Origin of the sequence: Polaribacter batillariae (genome assembly GCF_017498485.1) — a bacterium.
Lineage (GTDB): Bacteria > Bacteroidota > Bacteroidia > Flavobacteriales > Flavobacteriaceae > Polaribacter > Polaribacter batillariae.
This window is the reverse complement of the sequence record NZ_CP071795.1, coordinates 1,974,883-1,990,971: the sequence shown is the minus strand read 5'-3', so window position 1 is coordinate 1,990,971 and position 16,089 is coordinate 1,974,883. Positions and strand designations below refer to the sequence as shown.

The 16,089-nt window shown below is 27.0% G+C and carries 15 protein-coding genes; all 15 read right to left on the bottom strand.

Going from position 1 to position 16,089, the window contains the following annotated elements; all coding sequences use genetic code 11:
• Positions 1-29: 29 nt before the first annotated feature.
• The 15 genes from JL193_RS08550 to JL193_RS08480 all read right to left on the bottom strand — a co-directional run bounded on the left by JL193_RS08550 (position 30) and on the right by JL193_RS08480 (position 16,079).
• Positions 30-782, bottom strand: a complete 753-nt coding sequence (locus JL193_RS08550; protein ID WP_207970410.1) for a glycosyltransferase — start codon at positions 780-782, stop codon at positions 30-32.
• A gap of 82 nt (positions 783-864) precedes the next feature.
• The gene (locus JL193_RS08545) at positions 865-2,136 is read right to left on the bottom strand and encodes an exopolysaccharide biosynthesis polyprenyl glycosylphosphotransferase (RefSeq protein ID WP_254712888.1); all 1,272 of its coding nucleotides are present in this window, start codon (positions 2,134-2,136) and stop codon (positions 865-867) included.
• Between the two features lie 33 nt (positions 2,137-2,169).
• Complete coding sequence (locus tag JL193_RS08540; RefSeq protein WP_207970409.1) at positions 2,170-3,336, bottom strand: glycosyltransferase; 1,167 nt, start codon at positions 3,334-3,336, stop codon at positions 2,170-2,172.
• A complete protein-coding gene (locus tag JL193_RS08535; RefSeq protein ID WP_207970408.1) occupies positions 3,333-3,881 on the bottom strand; it encodes a putative colanic acid biosynthesis acetyltransferase in 549 nt (182 codons plus the stop codon). Before JL193_RS08535 ends, JL193_RS08540 begins: the two co-directional genes overlap by 4 nt.
• Positions 3,859-4,959 carry a glycosyltransferase family 4 protein gene (locus tag JL193_RS08530; protein ID WP_207970407.1) on the bottom strand — a complete coding sequence of 367 codons (1,101 nt, stop codon included), beginning with the start codon at positions 4,957-4,959 and terminating at the stop codon, positions 3,859-3,861. The genes JL193_RS08535 and JL193_RS08530 overlap by 23 nt, the downstream gene beginning before the upstream one ends.
• Complete coding sequence (locus tag JL193_RS08525) at positions 4,946-5,839, bottom strand: O-antigen ligase family protein (RefSeq protein WP_207970406.1); 894 nt, start codon at positions 5,837-5,839, stop codon at positions 4,946-4,948. Before JL193_RS08525 ends, JL193_RS08530 begins: the two co-directional genes overlap by 14 nt.
• Positions 5,840-6,163: 324 nt before the next feature.
• Positions 6,164-7,117, bottom strand: coding sequence for a hypothetical protein (locus JL193_RS08520; RefSeq protein ID WP_207970405.1), 954 nt, complete (start codon positions 7,115-7,117; stop codon positions 6,164-6,166).
• Between the two features lie 305 nt (positions 7,118-7,422).
• Positions 7,423-8,661, bottom strand: coding sequence for an oligosaccharide flippase family protein (locus tag JL193_RS08515; RefSeq protein WP_207970404.1), 1,239 nt, complete (start codon positions 8,659-8,661; stop codon positions 7,423-7,425).
• 4 nt (positions 8,662-8,665) lie between these two features.
• Positions 8,666-9,706, bottom strand: a complete 1,041-nt coding sequence (locus JL193_RS08510) for a GDP-L-fucose synthase family protein (protein ID WP_207970403.1) — start codon at positions 9,704-9,706, stop codon at positions 8,666-8,668.
• A complete protein-coding gene (gene gmd, locus JL193_RS08505; protein ID WP_207970402.1) occupies positions 9,699-10,814 on the bottom strand; it encodes a GDP-mannose 4,6-dehydratase in 1,116 nt (371 codons plus the stop codon). The genes JL193_RS08510 and gmd overlap by 8 nt, the downstream gene beginning before the upstream one ends.
• Positions 10,815-10,914: 100 nt before the next feature.
• Positions 10,915-11,460, bottom strand: coding sequence for a dTDP-4-dehydrorhamnose 3,5-epimerase (rfbC, locus tag JL193_RS08500; protein WP_207970401.1), 546 nt, complete (start codon positions 11,458-11,460; stop codon positions 10,915-10,917).
• Complete coding sequence (gene rfbA, locus JL193_RS08495; protein ID WP_207970400.1) at positions 11,460-12,314, bottom strand: glucose-1-phosphate thymidylyltransferase RfbA; 855 nt, start codon at positions 12,312-12,314, stop codon at positions 11,460-11,462. The genes rfbC and rfbA overlap by 1 nt, the downstream gene beginning before the upstream one ends.
• Positions 12,311-13,324 carry a dTDP-glucose 4,6-dehydratase gene (gene rfbB, locus JL193_RS08490; protein WP_207970399.1) on the bottom strand — a complete coding sequence of 338 codons (1,014 nt, stop codon included), beginning with the start codon at positions 13,322-13,324 and terminating at the stop codon, positions 12,311-12,313. Before rfbB ends, rfbA begins: the two co-directional genes overlap by 4 nt.
• A gap of 2 nt (positions 13,325-13,326) precedes the next feature.
• Positions 13,327-14,367 (bottom strand): hypothetical protein, encoded by a 1,041-nt coding sequence (locus tag JL193_RS08485; protein ID WP_207970398.1) that lies wholly within the window; start codon positions 14,365-14,367, stop codon positions 13,327-13,329.
• A 23-nt stretch (positions 14,368-14,390) separates the two neighbouring features.
• The gene (locus tag JL193_RS08480) at positions 14,391-16,079 is read right to left on the bottom strand and encodes a DUF6909 family protein (protein WP_207970397.1); all 1,689 of its coding nucleotides are present in this window, start codon (positions 16,077-16,079) and stop codon (positions 14,391-14,393) included.
• Positions 16,080-16,089 lie beyond the last annotated feature (10 nt).

Sequence of the window (16,089 nt, the reverse complement as noted above, 5' to 3'; positions counted from 1 at the left end):
GCAAATATATTTTATAATTTTTTAGGAAACTAAAAACCCCACTTTAAAAAATATTTTATTGCAGAAGAGATGTGTCTAAAAAAAAGTTTTATGTTTTTTGAAGAGCCTTGTTGATGTTGATGTATTACTTTAACTTTTGGGTAATATTGAATTTTTTTATTGTTTTTTTCTATTCTTCTACAGATATCTGCATCTTCCATATATAAAAAATAACGTTCATCAAATCCGTTTAAATTTTTAAATTCTTCTGTTTTAAAAAGCATAAAACAGCCATGGATAAATTCAGGGTAAAAAGTTTTTTCTAAATCTAAGTTTTTATATTGATTTTTAATATTTTGATTTTTAGAAATCTTAATTTTTCTATTTATTAAATCGAAAATTGTAGGATGTTTTCTGCAAACATACTGCATTTGATAGTTAGGGTAAATTATTTTTGGAGTAATAAAAGAGACGCTATTTTGTTTACCTAATTCATCAATTAATAAAGGGATTACAGTAGCATTAAATTCTACATCTGGATTTAGTATCAAATGAAATTGTGAGTTAATTTTATTTAAAACGATATTATGTGCGGCACCAAAACCAATATTTTTACCAGTAAAAATATATTCTAAATCGGAATGGTTAAATTCTTTTTCTAATCTATTTGTTGGATTATTATCAATTAAAAATAGTTTCTTTTCTATTGAAGTCTTTAAGAAACAAGCTACTGTTTCTTTTAAAGTAGATATTTCTTCTTTAAAAAGTACAATGGTTGCAGATACAATTGTTTCTTTATTCATTAATAAGCTTTTTCTTCTCCTTGAAAAACATTTAGTACTGTTTTTATAATAATTTTTACATCTAAAAAGAAGGACCAATTTTCTATATAAAAATATCAAGTCTAATTCTGTTTTTAATATCAGATTTTTTTTTAATCTCTCCTCTATACCCAGAAACTTGTGCTAAACCTGTAATACCGGGTTTTACAATATGTCTTTTTAAATAATCGTCCACATCTTTTTGATATTCTAAAGATAAACTTTCTAAGTGTGGCCTTGGCCCAACTACACTCATATCGCCTAATAAAACATTGATAAATTGAGGTAATTCATCCATACTTGTTTTTCTTAGAAACATCCCGATTTTGGTTACTCTAACATCATTTTTTGTGGCATGAACTTTGTCTGATAAATCGTTTATTTTCATGGATCTAAATTTATAACAAACAAATTCATCTCCATTAATGCCTTCTCTTTTTTGTTTAAATATTAAGGGTCCTTTAGATTCTATTTTAACTAGAATCCAAAGAATTGGCATTAACCAAGAAAGTAAAAAAATGCAAATAAAAAGTGAAAAAAATATATCAAAAACCCTCTTAATATAAAAATTCTCAGCAAACTCAAATGGTAATTTTTTTACATTTAAAACCATTAATGTATCGTCGTAAAACTCTACAGTTTGATTTTTACTATACAATTCATTTGAGTTTGGTATCAATTTTAATAGAATGCCTTTTTCTAAAACAAATTTATTAATTTCTTTAATTTGTTTACTATTTAAAACTGTTAACGAACAATAAATTTCATCTACATTATTTTCTTCTACATATTTAAAAACAGTTTTTAATTTTCCTAAATAATTAGACTGTTTATGTTCTTTATCAGAAAAAAACCCTAAGTATCTATATCCTAAATTTGCTTTACTATTAAATATTTTAATTACTTTTTTGGCAGAATCATCATAACCTAAAACAATTGTTGTTCTAAAATTATTACCTAAAGATCTATATTTTTTTAAAATTAGAAAACTAGAAAGTTTTATTATTGTTATGGTTAAAAGAATTGTAGATAGAATTAAAAATTGATTATTAACAACTTCTCCTTCTCTAAAAATACCGAAATAAGCAAAATATCCTAACGTAAAAATTAAAAATTGTTTTCCTAAAAGGGTAAAAATTCTAAGAGCACTTGTGTGTCTATAAACTTTATAAAAACCAAAGAAATAAGAGGTAATTAACCAAAATAAAGTAATGTAAGATAAAAAAGATATGTTTAAATAATCTTTATCTTTAATAACAAATACAACAAAAAATATTAAAAAAACATCTAATATAATTTGTAATGGACGTATGTAGTGAGAGTACCTTTTCTTCAATCTAAACTTTATTGCATTAACAAATATATTATTTTAACGTAAAACTTTAAGAATCATTTCTTCAATTGTAAATAATTTTTTTGCAACATTCTTTTGATGCGTTACATCTGTATCTTTTTCTAATAAAAGATTTAATGAGTTAAGTAGTTTTTGGTAAGACCAAGAGTTGGAAATTTGACTTAATCCATTAGACTTAAATACTTTTTCTATTTCACTATTTTTATCTGTAATAACAAGAACTTTACATCCAGAAACTAACAAATTAGGAAGTTTAGAAGGTAAAGATCCTTTTGAAGTATTCTCTTTTTGAGGTACAATTTGTACTGTACTTCTCATGTATAACTCTTCTAAATGTTCTATATTAACTAAATTATGGAAGTTTATTTGGGAGTTTTTATTTTTACTTTTTAATGTATCGAAAATAATGCCTTGTGAGAAAAAGTAAAATTGTGAATTACTAATTTTACGTGAAGCAAAATCAAAAAAATTATATAATTCATAAGGATTTTGTTTTTCCCCTAATGCTCCTGAATAAACAATATTCGTAGTTTGCTTATTAAGTATGTTTCCTAAAGAATTTGATATCGTTTTTTTTAAATTTATAAAAGGATATTGAACTTCTAAGTTTTTCTCATTTAAATTATAAAGTTCTTTTGCTTTAACTTTCATTTCAGTAGATAAAAAAATTAGTTTATCGCAATTTTTATAACATTTCTTTTCAATTTTATGAATTAATGAATGTATTATTTTATTTAATACACCAGTTTTATTTTTAGAATACACTTCTTGTAAATCATGTACCATTCCTACTTTTTTTAACTTTTTATTTAAAAAAAGTAAAGAAGCATAAAAGCCAAAACTTGGTGGAAATACAGGAATAACTATGTCTTTATTCTTTTGATGTTTTCCTAATTTTCTTAAAAGAAAAAAAGAAAAACTAAATTCTAAAACCATTCTTCTTAAAAACTGTTTCTTTGGATATTTTATATTTTTACCTCCTCTAATTATTTTTATATTATTTATAAAATCTTCACTTTTTTTTGTTTTCCAATTTGGGTAAAAAGGATGAAAGCATAGTATTGTTATATTATGGCCTTGTTTTGCTAATTCTCTTGCTAAATCCGTATTAAATTTACCTGTAGATATTAACTCTGGATAAAAAAAAGGGGATAATATTAGAATATTCTTTTTACTACTCATTTTTTTCTTTCTCTAATCACTTTTGCGGGATTTCCAATACATAACTTGTTTGAAGGTAAATCTTTGTAAACACTGCTTCTAGAACCTACAACTGTTCCCGTTTTTATTATTATCCCTGGAGATACAAATACATCTGTTGCCAACCAAACCTCATCTTCAATAATAATTTTTTTTGCATATATAGGGAAATCTGATTTTAAATAATCGTGAGATCCTGTACAGATATAGCATTTTTGAGATACTACAACATTTTTACCTATTTCTATTTCACCTAAAGAATATAATACAACATCATCTCCTATCCAGGAATAATCCCCAATACGAATTTTCCATGGATATGTTATTTTTGCAGATGGTCTTATTATTACTTTCTTTCCAATTTTTGCACCAAATAATCTTAAAATAAAACGTCTATATCCATATAAAAACTGTGGAGATGTTCTAAAAAAAATTGCTTGAACCAACCACCATAGCTGAACTACAAAAGCATTTCTCCCTCGAAAGTTATTTGGTAATTTAAATTTATTTAACTTTTGTAGATGCATTTAAGGTTTCAGTAATTTTCTCTGTGAAATTTTTCACGGTAAAATTATCAATAAAATATTTTTTATTGACACTGGTAATCTCTTTTATTTTAAACTTATTCTTGTCTAGAAATAAAAGTGGTTCTAATATACTGTTAGCGCTTTTGGGAGCAACAATATACCCATTGATTTCTGTTTTTATAATATCTGGAATACCTGCATGGTTAGTTGCAATAATAACATTTTCTGTAGCCAATGCTTCTAAAATAGAAATAGGTTGACCTTCCATTTTGTAAAACGTCGGTAGCACAAAAATATTACTCCATTCCAATAATTTCTTTTTTTCTTTTCCATAAACTACTCCTTCGTAAGTTGTATGTTTAAGATTGTTTACCTTTTCTATTATTTGAGCTTTTAAACTTTCGTCTATATTGCCAGCAATTTTTGCCTCATATACAATATCTTGTTTCTCTAATTCTTTTAAGGCTTCTAATAAAAAAAGTATTCCTTTTTCTTCCATTAAATTACTTAAATAAATAATTTTTAATTTATTAAATGTGCTTGTATTTGAGTTGTTATATAAATAGTCTTCAGCAAAATTATACACTATAAATATCTTCGATTCATCTAAAAATGGTAGTAAATTATTTTTTAATGAAGAAGATAACACAATCCCTTTCGTGAATTTAGAAACCAAAAAATAGAATGTTTTCTTTTTAATACCTTTTAACTTCTTATATTGCTTACCTAAATAGTTACCATGAACATGTATAACTAACTCCTTATTTAATATTGATGCTAGCAGGATAAAAATACTATATTTTGTAACTCCAAAAAAAGTTTGTCCTGGTGTAATATAAATAATATCGTTTTTAAAAACTTTTAAAGCCTTAAAGTTAAGCTTCAGAAAAAAAAATAATTTATGAAATGAAAAACTACCCACACTATCTTTAAAAACTGGATAAGAGGTATTAATTGTGTTTGTTTTAAAGGCAGTAGATTTATCTAATATTTTTTTAACGACTTTGTTCGCCAATGAAACTCCAGATATAGGGTTTGGTAAGGGACCGATTATTAATACTCTTTTATTTTTTAACATTTAGAAGGTTTTTGTAGTCTTTAAAATTAAAATATGAAAGAAAAAACATAAATAATATAATACCAGACTGTCTTTCCAAAATATTCTCAAATAGCAAAACAATAGAGTAAAAAATCATTAAAGAAACAATAATTACTTCATTGTTTCTAATACCTAATTTTAAGGTTTTTATTAGAATCCAAATTAAAAAAATTGCTCCAAGTAATCCGTTACTTAACATAAAACTAAAATATTGGTTGTGCGAATTATATTTTCCTTCTACAAGAATTTTAGATTTCGAAGCATAGCATTTTACTAATTCGTCTTGTACGTCTCCAATTCCATAACCTATCCACCAATTATTTTTAATAACTTTCGTGACACAGTCATAAACTCCGTATCTAATACTAGAAGAATTGTCTGAATTAACTTCTTTATAGGTAATATTATAAAATACCTCTTTAAATCTTTTTTTTAAAACGGGTGTAAAAAAAGTTATGCCAAAAACTGCCAAAATACCAATTACAGCAATTTTCTTAATTGATAACTTTTTAAATCTTAGTAAAAAAACAGAAATTAAACTAACTGCCAACGCTATTAAGGTTCCCCTTCTTGAAAGAAAGAAAAGTATATAACAAAGAAATATAATTCCACAAAAATGAAGAATTTTTAAATACATATTTTTATTAACTATTTCCTTAAGTAAAAAGAATAAAGCCAAAGAAATAAAAATAGAGCTGTAAATAGGATGTTGCTGAACTCCAAAAACATTATTAGTTAAGTTGTTGTAAACATCATTAATATTTACTTTATCGTGATAATAACCTAAACTGTAAATTTTATAAAAAATTAAGAGGCTAAATAAAATTGTAGAAAAAATAAAAATTTTAGAAAACCACAAAACATATTTTTTTTGTAGTTTAATCTTTGTTGATTCTATTAATGAAAAAGATACAGGAAATACTATTAATGAGAGTCTTGTCGATAAAATTTGATCTATTTTATTAAAATTTTCAGTATAAAGAAGGCTAATTAATATTAATAAAAATAAACTACTTAAAAAAATGGTTTTTCTAATATTTAAGACTTTACATTTATATTTCTTTGCAAGATAAATAGAACTTAAAAAGAATAGTATTACAGGTAAACCTTTTATTCGATTAGGTATCAATGGAAATATAGAAAACAATAGAAAACTAAAACCTAATATCTTTTGCTTATTCATTTAAAATGGTTTTTTATAGATAGCTTTTCTTTTCATTGATAAGGAGATCCAAAATAGAGGAGATGCCCATAAAAAAGATGCTGCTGGTAATGAATACACAAAGATTAAAATAAAAATGAGATTCCAAAATATAAAAACAATACTCTGATTTTTCTTAAAAATATTCCTAAAAGAATTTAATAAATCAATTACCAACATAAAGAAAATTATCAACCCCAATAAACCGTATTTATGTATTAAAGCAAATGGTAATAAGTGAATATTATGTATAGATTTACTACCCATTAAAGCCGTTGTTGTAACAGATGGGTCTATAAAAAGTTTACCATCTATGACTCCACCTAAACCACATCCAAAGAGAAAAGATACTATGTTGTTTAACCACAAACTAACAACAACCTTAGCCTCTACAATTCTTTGAGCGATAGATATATGTTGTGGGTTATTAAAATCTATACCCTTGTTAAATATATCTAAGGCTTGCTTTATTCTAAAATGTAAACCAGACCCTTTAGGCACTATCTCAAATAAAATAGATAACAACTCTTGACTAAAAAAAACTAAGAAAAAAAATAAAAATGTAAAAATAAATATTCGATCTTGTTTTTTTAAATACAAACCTATTTTGTAAATAAAATAAAAAATAACTACCGTTACAAAACATATTAGTAAAGCTCTATTTGAATCTTTAATTTGTATTAAAAAAGGAATTAAAACAAATGCACTAAACCAATATTTTTTTTTAATTAAAAATATATACCCTAAACTTAAGAGGATAAAATAATAATTTTCAGAAAAAGACCCATTTATAAAGTAGAATAAAACAAAAACTAAAATTAACCACTTTGCAAAATTCACTAAACTTCCTTTAGTACTTTTACTACTAGAAATTAAGTTGCTAAGCATAATGTAAATGTAACCTCCAAAAATTATATAAATAAAATCTGCAAACAAATACAATTTAGGGTTTCCTAAAAGAGCTCCATGTATAAATTCTATAAAAGCAAATAAAAACCATAATATGACTATGTAATCTTCATTTTTAACTTTCCTAAATTTAAATTTTTGCAACTTTATAAGAAAAATAGGTGTAAAAAAAGTAAACGTAAATAGAATTATAGAGAGTCTATAATAAGGAATGTATGCAAATGCTTTCTCGAAAATTGAATTAAGTATAAAAACCACCAAAATGTCAAACACAAACAAACTAATAAGATATTTAAAAACTACTCCATGTATTTTTTTAAACCCCATAAGACTTAAAGAATTTGTTTTTCAAACACATAATAAACTCTAATTAATGCCAAAAGAACGTCAGACAAAACTCTCAAATAAACAAGGTTCCAAAAAGTAAGAATATCGAACATATGTAAGATTAGAACGATAAAGATATAAATTAAAGAGGAAATTATTAAAGATTGGTTAAACTGTTTATTATAGCCAAATGCAACTAAAGTACAGGTTCCTAAAATAAAAGTTAACGCTACAAATGGAGGGATAATAGCTAACGTTTCTAAAACATTACTATAACTTGTAACTTCTTTACCTCCAAAAAGTTGTAGCAATTCTGTAGAAAAAAAATAAAGAATAATAGACAGAATAATTCCAAGAAACACACTAACAAATATTAATTTTTTAATGAGTGATTTATTTTTGGTTCTTGTTATTGTTGGAAAAACAGCCTGCTGTAACATGTCGAAAGGAATTATACAAACTAAAACTATTTTTAAGGCTATGTCGAAACCAGTTACATAATCCATCGTGTAATATACTCCTATTAAAAAAATGGTCATAAAGTTAAAGGTTAAAGATAAAAACCTTCCTAAAAAAAACATATAGGCCTCTTTAAACAATTTTAATAAAGTTGAATAGCCCACCCACAAAAATTTAAAATCGAATTTACGAACAAGTGTAAAATAGCCTAAAAGTCCCATTAAAGAACTCGAAACAATTAATAAATATATATGAATTTTTAAATCTTCTGGATACAATACAAACAGAAGTGTACCAATTATAAGAACTAACCTAGAGATAATCGTTATGTAAGTTGCTAATTTTAATTTTTCTACTCCCTGAAAATACCAAACAGGAAAAAAAACTTCTCCTATTCCCATAAATAGCATTAGAAAAAGGTAGTTTTTATAGATTGCAAAAACATCTAAGTAGGTAAGAAAAAAAAGAATAATAAAACTAGTTAAAAAAAGAATTGCCTTTACAGTAAAAACGCCAGAAGTAATTTTATTTAAATTACTTTTAGAACTTCTATTATCTACAATATATTTTGCTGCATAAACATTAAAACCAAAATTTATAAAAATAATAAAATATTGAATTGCAGAATCAACCCATGTTAAAACTCCATAATTAATCTTCCCTAATACCCTTACTAAATAAGCAACTAATAAAAATTTTACACCAATATTAAAAAACCTCAACACAGATAAAAAGGAGAGGTTTTTAAGTATAATTAAATTGTCTGAACTTATTTTTTTTAGCATAATTTTACTTCAAATACCAATCATACATTATTTGTACACCTTCTTCTAATTTTACAGAATGTTGCCAACCTAATTTCTTTAATTTAGAAACATCTGTAACTTTACGCATGGTGCCATCTGGTTTGTCTGAATTAAAAACAAATTCACCTTTATAACCAACAACTTCTTTTATAAGATTTGCTAAATCTTTAATAGTAATATCGTTTCCTGTACCAATATTTATGTGTGTGTTTCGAACTTCTTTTTTATCTTTTATTAAATATTTAAAATCTACGTTTTGCATTATATGTACACAGGCATCTGCCATATCTTCCGACCATAAAAATTCTCGCATCGGCTTTCCTGTTCCCCAGATTTCTATTTTTTCTGATGAAATTCCGAATTTAGACAAAATAATTGCTGCTTCACTAAAATTAGAAACATCTAAATCTTTTACAACAGCTTCTTTTTTATCTTCTTCTAACAATTTTGCTAAATGAATTTTCTTTATAAGTGCAGGTAAAACATGAGATTTTTCTAAATCGAAATTGTCATTAGGGCCATATAAGTTTGTTGGCATTACAGAAATAAAGTTAGTTCCGTATTGCAAATTATAACTTTCACACAGTTTTATTCCTGCAATTTTTGCAATCGCATAAGGTTCGTTTGTATATTCTAAAACATTGGTTAATAACGATTCTTCTTTAATTGGTTGTATTGCATTTTTAGGATAAATACAAGTGCTTCCTAAAAATAGGAGTTTTTTTACACCAGAAACATAACTTTCGTGAATTACATTGTTTTGAATCATTAAATTATGATAAATAAAATCTGCCCTATAAGTATTGTTTGCAACAATACCGCCAACTTTAGCAGCGGCTAAAAAGACATAATCTGGTTTTTCATTCGCAAAAAAATCAGCAGTTGCTTGCTGATTTGTTAAGTCTAGTTCTTTATGCGTTTTGGTAATTATGTTTTTAAAACCTCTTTTTTGTAGGTTTTTTAGAAGTGCACTTCCAACCAAACCTCTATGTCCTGCAAGAAATATTTTATCATTTTTATTCATAATTATTTAAAATATCGTGTCCGCCTTTTTTAAGATAGATTTCTTTTTTCATTAAACTCAAGTCGTTTTTCATCATATCTTTTACCAAATCTTGCAGTGTAAATTCTGGCTCCCAACCTAATTTTTCTTTTGCCTTTGTAGCATCTCCTATTAATAGATCTACCTCTGTAGGTCTATAATAATGTGAATCTACTGCAACTACTTCTTTTCCTATTTCTAAATTATAAGCGGTATTTGTACAAGATTTTATATAGCCTTTTTCATTTTCTCCTTCTCCTTTAAACTCTAAAGTAACGCCAACTTCTGCAAAGGCGAATTTAACAAAATCTCTAACTGTAGTTGTTTTTCCTGTGGCAATTACCCAATCTTCTGGTTTTTCTGCCTGCAAAATCATCCACATCATTCTTACGTAATCTTTGGCATGCCCCCAATCTCTTTTCGCATCTAAATTTCCTAAATATACTTTATCTTGTAAATTTAATGCTATTTTAGAAACGGCTCTTGTAATTTTTCTTGTTACAAAAGTTTCGCCTCTAATTGGAGATTCGTGATTGAATAGAATTCCATTACAAGCAAATAAGTTATAGGCTTCTCTGTAATTTACAGTAATCCAATAAGCATAAATTTTTGCAACGCCATAAGGGCTTCTTGGGTAAAAAGGGGTTGTTTCTGTTTGTGGTACTTCTTGTACTTTACCATACAATTCTGATGTTGATGCTTGGTAAATTTTCGTTTTCTTTTCGAGATTTAAGATTCGAATGGCTTCTAACAATCTTAAGGTGCCTAAACCATCTACATTGGCAGTATATTCTGGTGTTTCGAAAGAAACATGTACATGGCTCATTGCTGCTAAATTATAGATCTCATCTGGCTTTACTTCTTGTATAATTCTAATTAAATTAGAAGTATCTGTCATATCTCCATAATGCAAAAAGAGTTTTCTGTTTTCGATATGTGGGTCTTGGTATAAATGATCTATTCTTTGTGTATTAAAACTAGAAGCTCTTCTTTTAATTCCATGAACTTCATACCCTTTTTTTAATAATAGCTCGGTTAAATAAGCTCCATCTTGACCAGTAACTCCAGTAATTAAAGCAATTTTATTCATCTTATATTCATTTTTCTTATAGTAAAGTTGATTGACAAATATACATTTTCGATACCTAAAATAGATGGCTTTGATTTATAATACGTTTTTAGAGTTTCATTTACTTTCTAAACTCTAAAAAAGTAGTTAGAATTTTATCTTTTTCTGATATTAAAATTTCATTCTTTTCCAATCTCCAATCTATATTTAAAGCTTTATCATTATAAATAACTCCATCTTCTGCTTTTTTGTTGTAATAATTATCGCATTTATAAGAAAAAATAGTGTTGTCTTCTAAAGTAGAAAAACCATGTAAAAACCCTCTTGGTATAAATAATTGTTTATTATTTTCTTCGGATAATTCTATCGAAAAATGTTTCCCATAAGTAGGTGAATTTTTTCTAACATCGACAATTACGTCTAAAACTTTACCTTGAATTACTCTAACGAGTTTGGCTTGCGCATGCTCGCCTTTTTGTAAATGCAAACCTCTTAAAACGCCTCTTTGCGAAATAGACTGGTTATCTTGAACAAATTCTATATTTAAACCCGTTTTTTCTTCAAATATTTTTTTATTAAAAACTTCAAAAAAACGACCTCTTTTATCTCCAAAAACAGTTGGTTCTATGACAAAACAACCTTTTAAAAAAGTTTCTGTTACTTTCATTAAATTTTTAATAAATTATTAGAATACCCACTTTTTAAAAGTGGTTCTGTTAAATCGGTCATTTCTTTTTTAGTAATAAAACCAGCTCTAAATGCAGCTTCTTCAATAGAACCAACTTTTAAGCCTTGTCTTTCTTCTATTACCTGCACGAATTGGCCTGCTTGCATTAAAGAATCAAATGTTCCAGTATCTAACCAAGCTGTTCCTCTATCCAATATTTCTACTGATAGTTTTCCTTGTTTTAGATAAATATTGTTAATTTCTGTAATTTCTAATTCTCCTCTTTTACTAGGTTTTATGTTTTTAGCAATATTTACAACGTTGTTATCGTAAAAATAAATTCCTGGAACTGCAAAGTTCGATTTTGGTTTTAGCGGTTTTTCTTCAATTGAAATCACATTCTTTTGCTCGTCAAACTCAACAACCCCATATCTTTCTGGATCGTTTACATGGTATGCATACACAATACCTCCATCTGGATTGTTATTTGCTTTTAATAAATCTGATAATCCTGAGCCATAAAAAATATTGTCTCCTAAAATTAAAGCGACTTTATCTTTACCAATAAATTTTTCGCCAATAATAAATGCTTCTGCCAAACCATTAGGATTTTCTTGTACTTCATACTCGAAATTACATCCTATTTGAGCTCCATCTCCCAATAATTTTTTAAAAAGTGGTAAATCTTGTGGTGTAGAAATAATTAGAATATCTTTTATTCCTGCTGAAATTAACGTTGAAATTGGGTAATAAATCATTGGTTTATCATATACTGGCATTAACTGTTTGCTAACTGCTAATGTTAACGGGTGTAATCTTGTACCAGAACCTCCTGCTAAAACGATGCCTTTCATTTTTTGTTATTTTTTTCTAAATACCATTGAATGGTTTTTAAAATTCCAGATTCGAAATTCTCACTTGCTTTCCAACCCAATTCGGTTTCTAATTTAGAAGCATCTATGGCGTATCTAAAATCATGACCAGGTCTATCTTTTACAAACGTTATTTGGTTTTTATAAGATTTTTTTGTGGGTTTAATTTTGTCTAAAATTTCGCAAATTTTTTCGGCTATATATAAATTGTTTCGTTCATTTTTTCCTCCAATATTGTAGGTTTCTCCTAATTTACCTTTTTTGTAAACCATTTCTATTCCGCTACAATGATCTAAAACATATAACCAATCTCTAATATTTTTTCCATCTCCATAAATGGGAATTTGTTCTCCAGAAATTGCTTTTCTAATAATAGTAGGAATTAATTTTTCGTTATGTTGTTTGGGACCATAGTTGTTAGAACAATTTGTAGTAACCACATTCATTCCATAGGTATGAAAATAACTTCTTACCATAAAATCAGACGATGCTTTTGATGCACTATAAGGGCTGTTAGGAGCATAAGGAGTTTTTTCTGTAAACAAACCTGTTTCGCCTAAAGTTCCGTAAACTTCGTCTGTAGAAATATGATGGAATCTAGCTTTTTCAAATCCTTTTTTATAATGATTTGGCGCTTGCATCCAATAATTTTTAGCGACATCTAACAAATTAAATGTGCCAAATACATTGGTTTGTACAAATGCATCTGGATTTTTAATAGAATTATCTACATGCGATTCTGCTGCAAAATGAATAACCCCAGAAAAATTATGGCTTTCAAACAATTTTTCGACCAAACTTCTGTTACAAATATCGCCTTTTACAAAAATATATCTTGGATGGTTTTCGATTTCTTTTAAGTTATTTAAATCTCCTGCGTAAGTTAATAAATCTAAGTTTACAACGTTTATTTCTTTATTTTTTTTAAGAAAATAAGGAATAAAATTGGCGCCTATAAAACCTGCGCCTCCAGTAATAAGAATTGTTTTCATTCTTATTTTTTATAAGTGTTTAAAAAAGTATTTAACTTTAGAAGTAGTAGTATAAAAATTATTAAAAAAGCGCCTATAACCCCTAATTGTACTGCTTTATTTTTAGTTATTCCAGAAATTTTTGTTCCTATTGGTTGAAAATTAGAAATTACATTAATGATTTCGTATTTTTCGGATTTATCAATCGCAATATCTTTTAAATTATTATTAATTCTTTTATTGGTTTCAAATAATTCTAACTCTTTTGTAGTTCTTTTTTCGCCACCCAAATCTATACTAGTTCCATTGGTTTGTTTTTTAGCTTCTTCGACCATTACTTGCATATATACTCTTCGTAAAGTATCTATTTGCGTTAAATTTTGTCTTAAAATAGAATCTGTTCTATTTAAATTTTCGTTTGTTAACTCCTTTAGGCGATTAAAATATTTGTTTTTTACAACAGAAGAGATCATAACATCGCCTAATTTATCAAAGATGTCGTTTTTTTCTGCGACAACATTTATTTTATGAATTTTATAATCTAAGTCTGTAAACGAAGCTTCAAATTCTTCGAAAGAATAGCTTTTTACAGTTGTGGTATCTACAGATTTAACAAAATTGTTGTAAGAATTTATAACATCGTTTTGATTTGCTACTGGTTCGATTGTAAATTTTCTTAAAGAAGCAGCTTCTTCTTTACTTAAGTGAAACGTATTTTGTAGGCCCAGTGTGTCTTTTTGTTTTACTAAATCGTTATAATAATTTACGTTATTATACAATTGTCTGGAACTCTTAAAATTAGGTTGTACTAACATATCAGATTCAAACCTATCTGTGGTTGTTATCTGTAAAAAAAGACCAATAGCAAAACCAATGGCAGTAGCAATTGCAATTTTTACGATATTATCTTTTAAGAAAATTAAGATAGAAATAATTGCATGAAAAATTCCTTCAAAAATAGCTCCTATAAAGTTGAAAATTTTTTTAAAACCTTTTCCTATAATTACAAATAACGAGCCTAAATCTACTTCTTCTTCGTTATTTTTTTGTTGATTGGTTGACATATTTTTATAAAGTATTGTTGTTTTTAGTTGCTAAAAATTTGCTCTAATATTTTTTGAGTGATGGCATACGTTGGTGTAACCCCTGTCATTCCTAATCCTCCAGAGGCCAATGTTGCTCCAGTTTCTAAAGGATTATCAGAAGCATAATATGCGTATCTTACTTTTATGTCTTTAGATACATTTCCTCTAATTTTCGAAGCAGATTGTATGGCTTTTTGGTAATGTGCGCCTTCCATTTCTAAGCCAATTACATTCCATGTAGATTCGTGAAAGAATTTTAATAAATCTTTATTTTGTAACGATGTCCCTAAAACCGAAATCATGGGACCATCAAAAACTTCGATTCCAAAACCTTGTAAATCTTCTTTAGAAAGTTCGTTTCTAAAAGGATAATTGTCTGCTGTTCCTTCAAAAATATGAGCAGAAGGAATCATAATATCTCCTTTTCCGCCTTCTAAAATACCAGCTTTACCCATTATAGAGATCGATTTTACATCTAAATGCGTTTTTGTATTTTTCTCGCAAGTATATGGTTTTAACAACTCGTCCATGGTTTCATAGGCTTGTTCACCAAAAGCATAGTCCATAACAATAATTACGGCGTTATCTTCTAATTTTTCTTTTTTAGAGAACGTTAAAACATTAAAATTTATTTTAGCAGTATCTATTATTTGAACATCGATATTGGTGCCAGAGGTATCTTTTATATATAATAAACCATTAGAAGAGGCAAATTCTTTTACTTTCTTTTGCAAAGGTTTGCTGTTCGAGTTGCTTAAAAGTTGGTACAATTCAAAACCCTTTAAGTCTTTTCCTTCTTTTGGAAGTGCATTTTTCGCGTATATAGAGTTTAATACACTGTGCATGTTTGCACTAATAATGTGTACAGGTCTTTCTAATAAGTTATTTTGTTTTAAAACCTTTTTTATATGATTTGCCCAAATTTCTCCATAAATATGATGCCCTATTTCTTCGACCAAAACAGAACTAAAAGTAACTGTTCTTTTATTATTTTCGAAAACTTCGTTAATGGCTAATTTACCCAACCAATAAATTAATTGAAAAAAACGATGTGGGTTTTCTTTCGTAGAAAATGTTTTATAAATCGTTAAAACTTCATCGAAAGTTCTTCCTAAAATATTTCCTAAATGAACAATGGTTACCTCTTTTTCTTCTTCGGAAACTTCTTTTTGATAAATTACAATGTCTTCTAAATGTTTCCATTCTCTTGTAAAATCTTCTCCATCGTTTAACGTAACTCTTTGCTGAATTTTATGCGATTCTATAAATAAAAAAGTTAAATGTGTTAGAATGTCATAGATTTCCGATCTTCCTCTGGTAATCTCGATATTCATTTGATCTTTGTCTATTCTATAACAATTTCTTCTTCTTTTTAAAGGAACAATAGGGGTAAAGTGAGAGTTTTTATAGCCTTCGTCTGCCGTTAAATTTATGTATTGGCATTCTTCAATTCCTTCTGGAAGTCTTTCTATTACGTAGGCTAAACCATTTAATTCGATTCTTTCTTCTGCAATAGATCCATAGATTTCTGGTCTAAGTAGTAATAGCGATTTTCGCAGCGTTTCACCAGAAATTCCCATAGGTTTGTAAAAACCTCTACTAAATAAATGGCGCATAGAGATGTATAATTTTTCTATAGCATTTGTAGATTCTTGGGCTCTTGTTCTATCTATTTTTTTAAATTCGGACATTGGTTGTTTT

Bases quoted from the DNA above. Each gene is read 5' to 3' on its own strand.
- JL193_RS08515 (WP_207970404.1), bottom strand. From the start codon at position 8,661: ATGCTAAAAAAAATAAGTTCAGACAATTTAATTATACTTAAAAACCTC.
- JL193_RS08530 (WP_207970407.1), bottom strand. From the start codon at position 4,959: ATGTTAAAAAATAAAAGAGTATTAATAATCGGTCCCTTACCAAACCCT.
- rfbC (WP_207970401.1), bottom strand. From the start codon at position 11,460: ATGAAAGTAACAGAAACTTTTTTAAAAGGTTGTTTTGTCATAGAACCA.
- rfbB (WP_207970399.1), bottom strand. From the start codon at position 13,324: ATGAAAACAATTCTTATTACTGGAGGCGCAGGTTTTATAGGCGCCAAT.
- JL193_RS08535 (WP_207970408.1), bottom strand. From the start codon at position 3,881: ATGCATCTACAAAAGTTAAATAAATTTAAATTACCAAATAACTTTCGA.
- JL193_RS08550 (WP_207970410.1), bottom strand. From the start codon at position 782: ATGAATAAAGAAACAATTGTATCTGCAACCATTGTACTTTTTAAAGAA.
- rfbA (WP_207970400.1), bottom strand. From the start codon at position 12,314: ATGAAAGGCATCGTTTTAGCAGGAGGTTCTGGTACAAGATTACACCCG.
- JL193_RS08485 (WP_207970398.1), bottom strand. From the start codon at position 14,367: ATGTCAACCAATCAACAAAAAAATAACGAAGAAGAAGTAGATTTAGGC.
- gmd (WP_207970402.1), bottom strand. From the start codon at position 10,814: ATGAATAAAATTGCTTTAATTACTGGAGTTACTGGTCAAGATGGAGCT.
- JL193_RS08510 (WP_207970403.1), bottom strand. From the start codon at position 9,706: ATGAATAAAAATGATAAAATATTTCTTGCAGGACATAGAGGTTTGGTT.
- JL193_RS08540 (WP_207970409.1), bottom strand. From the start codon at position 3,336: ATGAGTAGTAAAAAGAATATTCTAATATTATCCCCTTTTTTTTATCCA.
- JL193_RS08480 (WP_207970397.1), bottom strand. From the start codon at position 16,079: ATGTCCGAATTTAAAAAAATAGATAGAACAAGAGCCCAAGAATCTACA.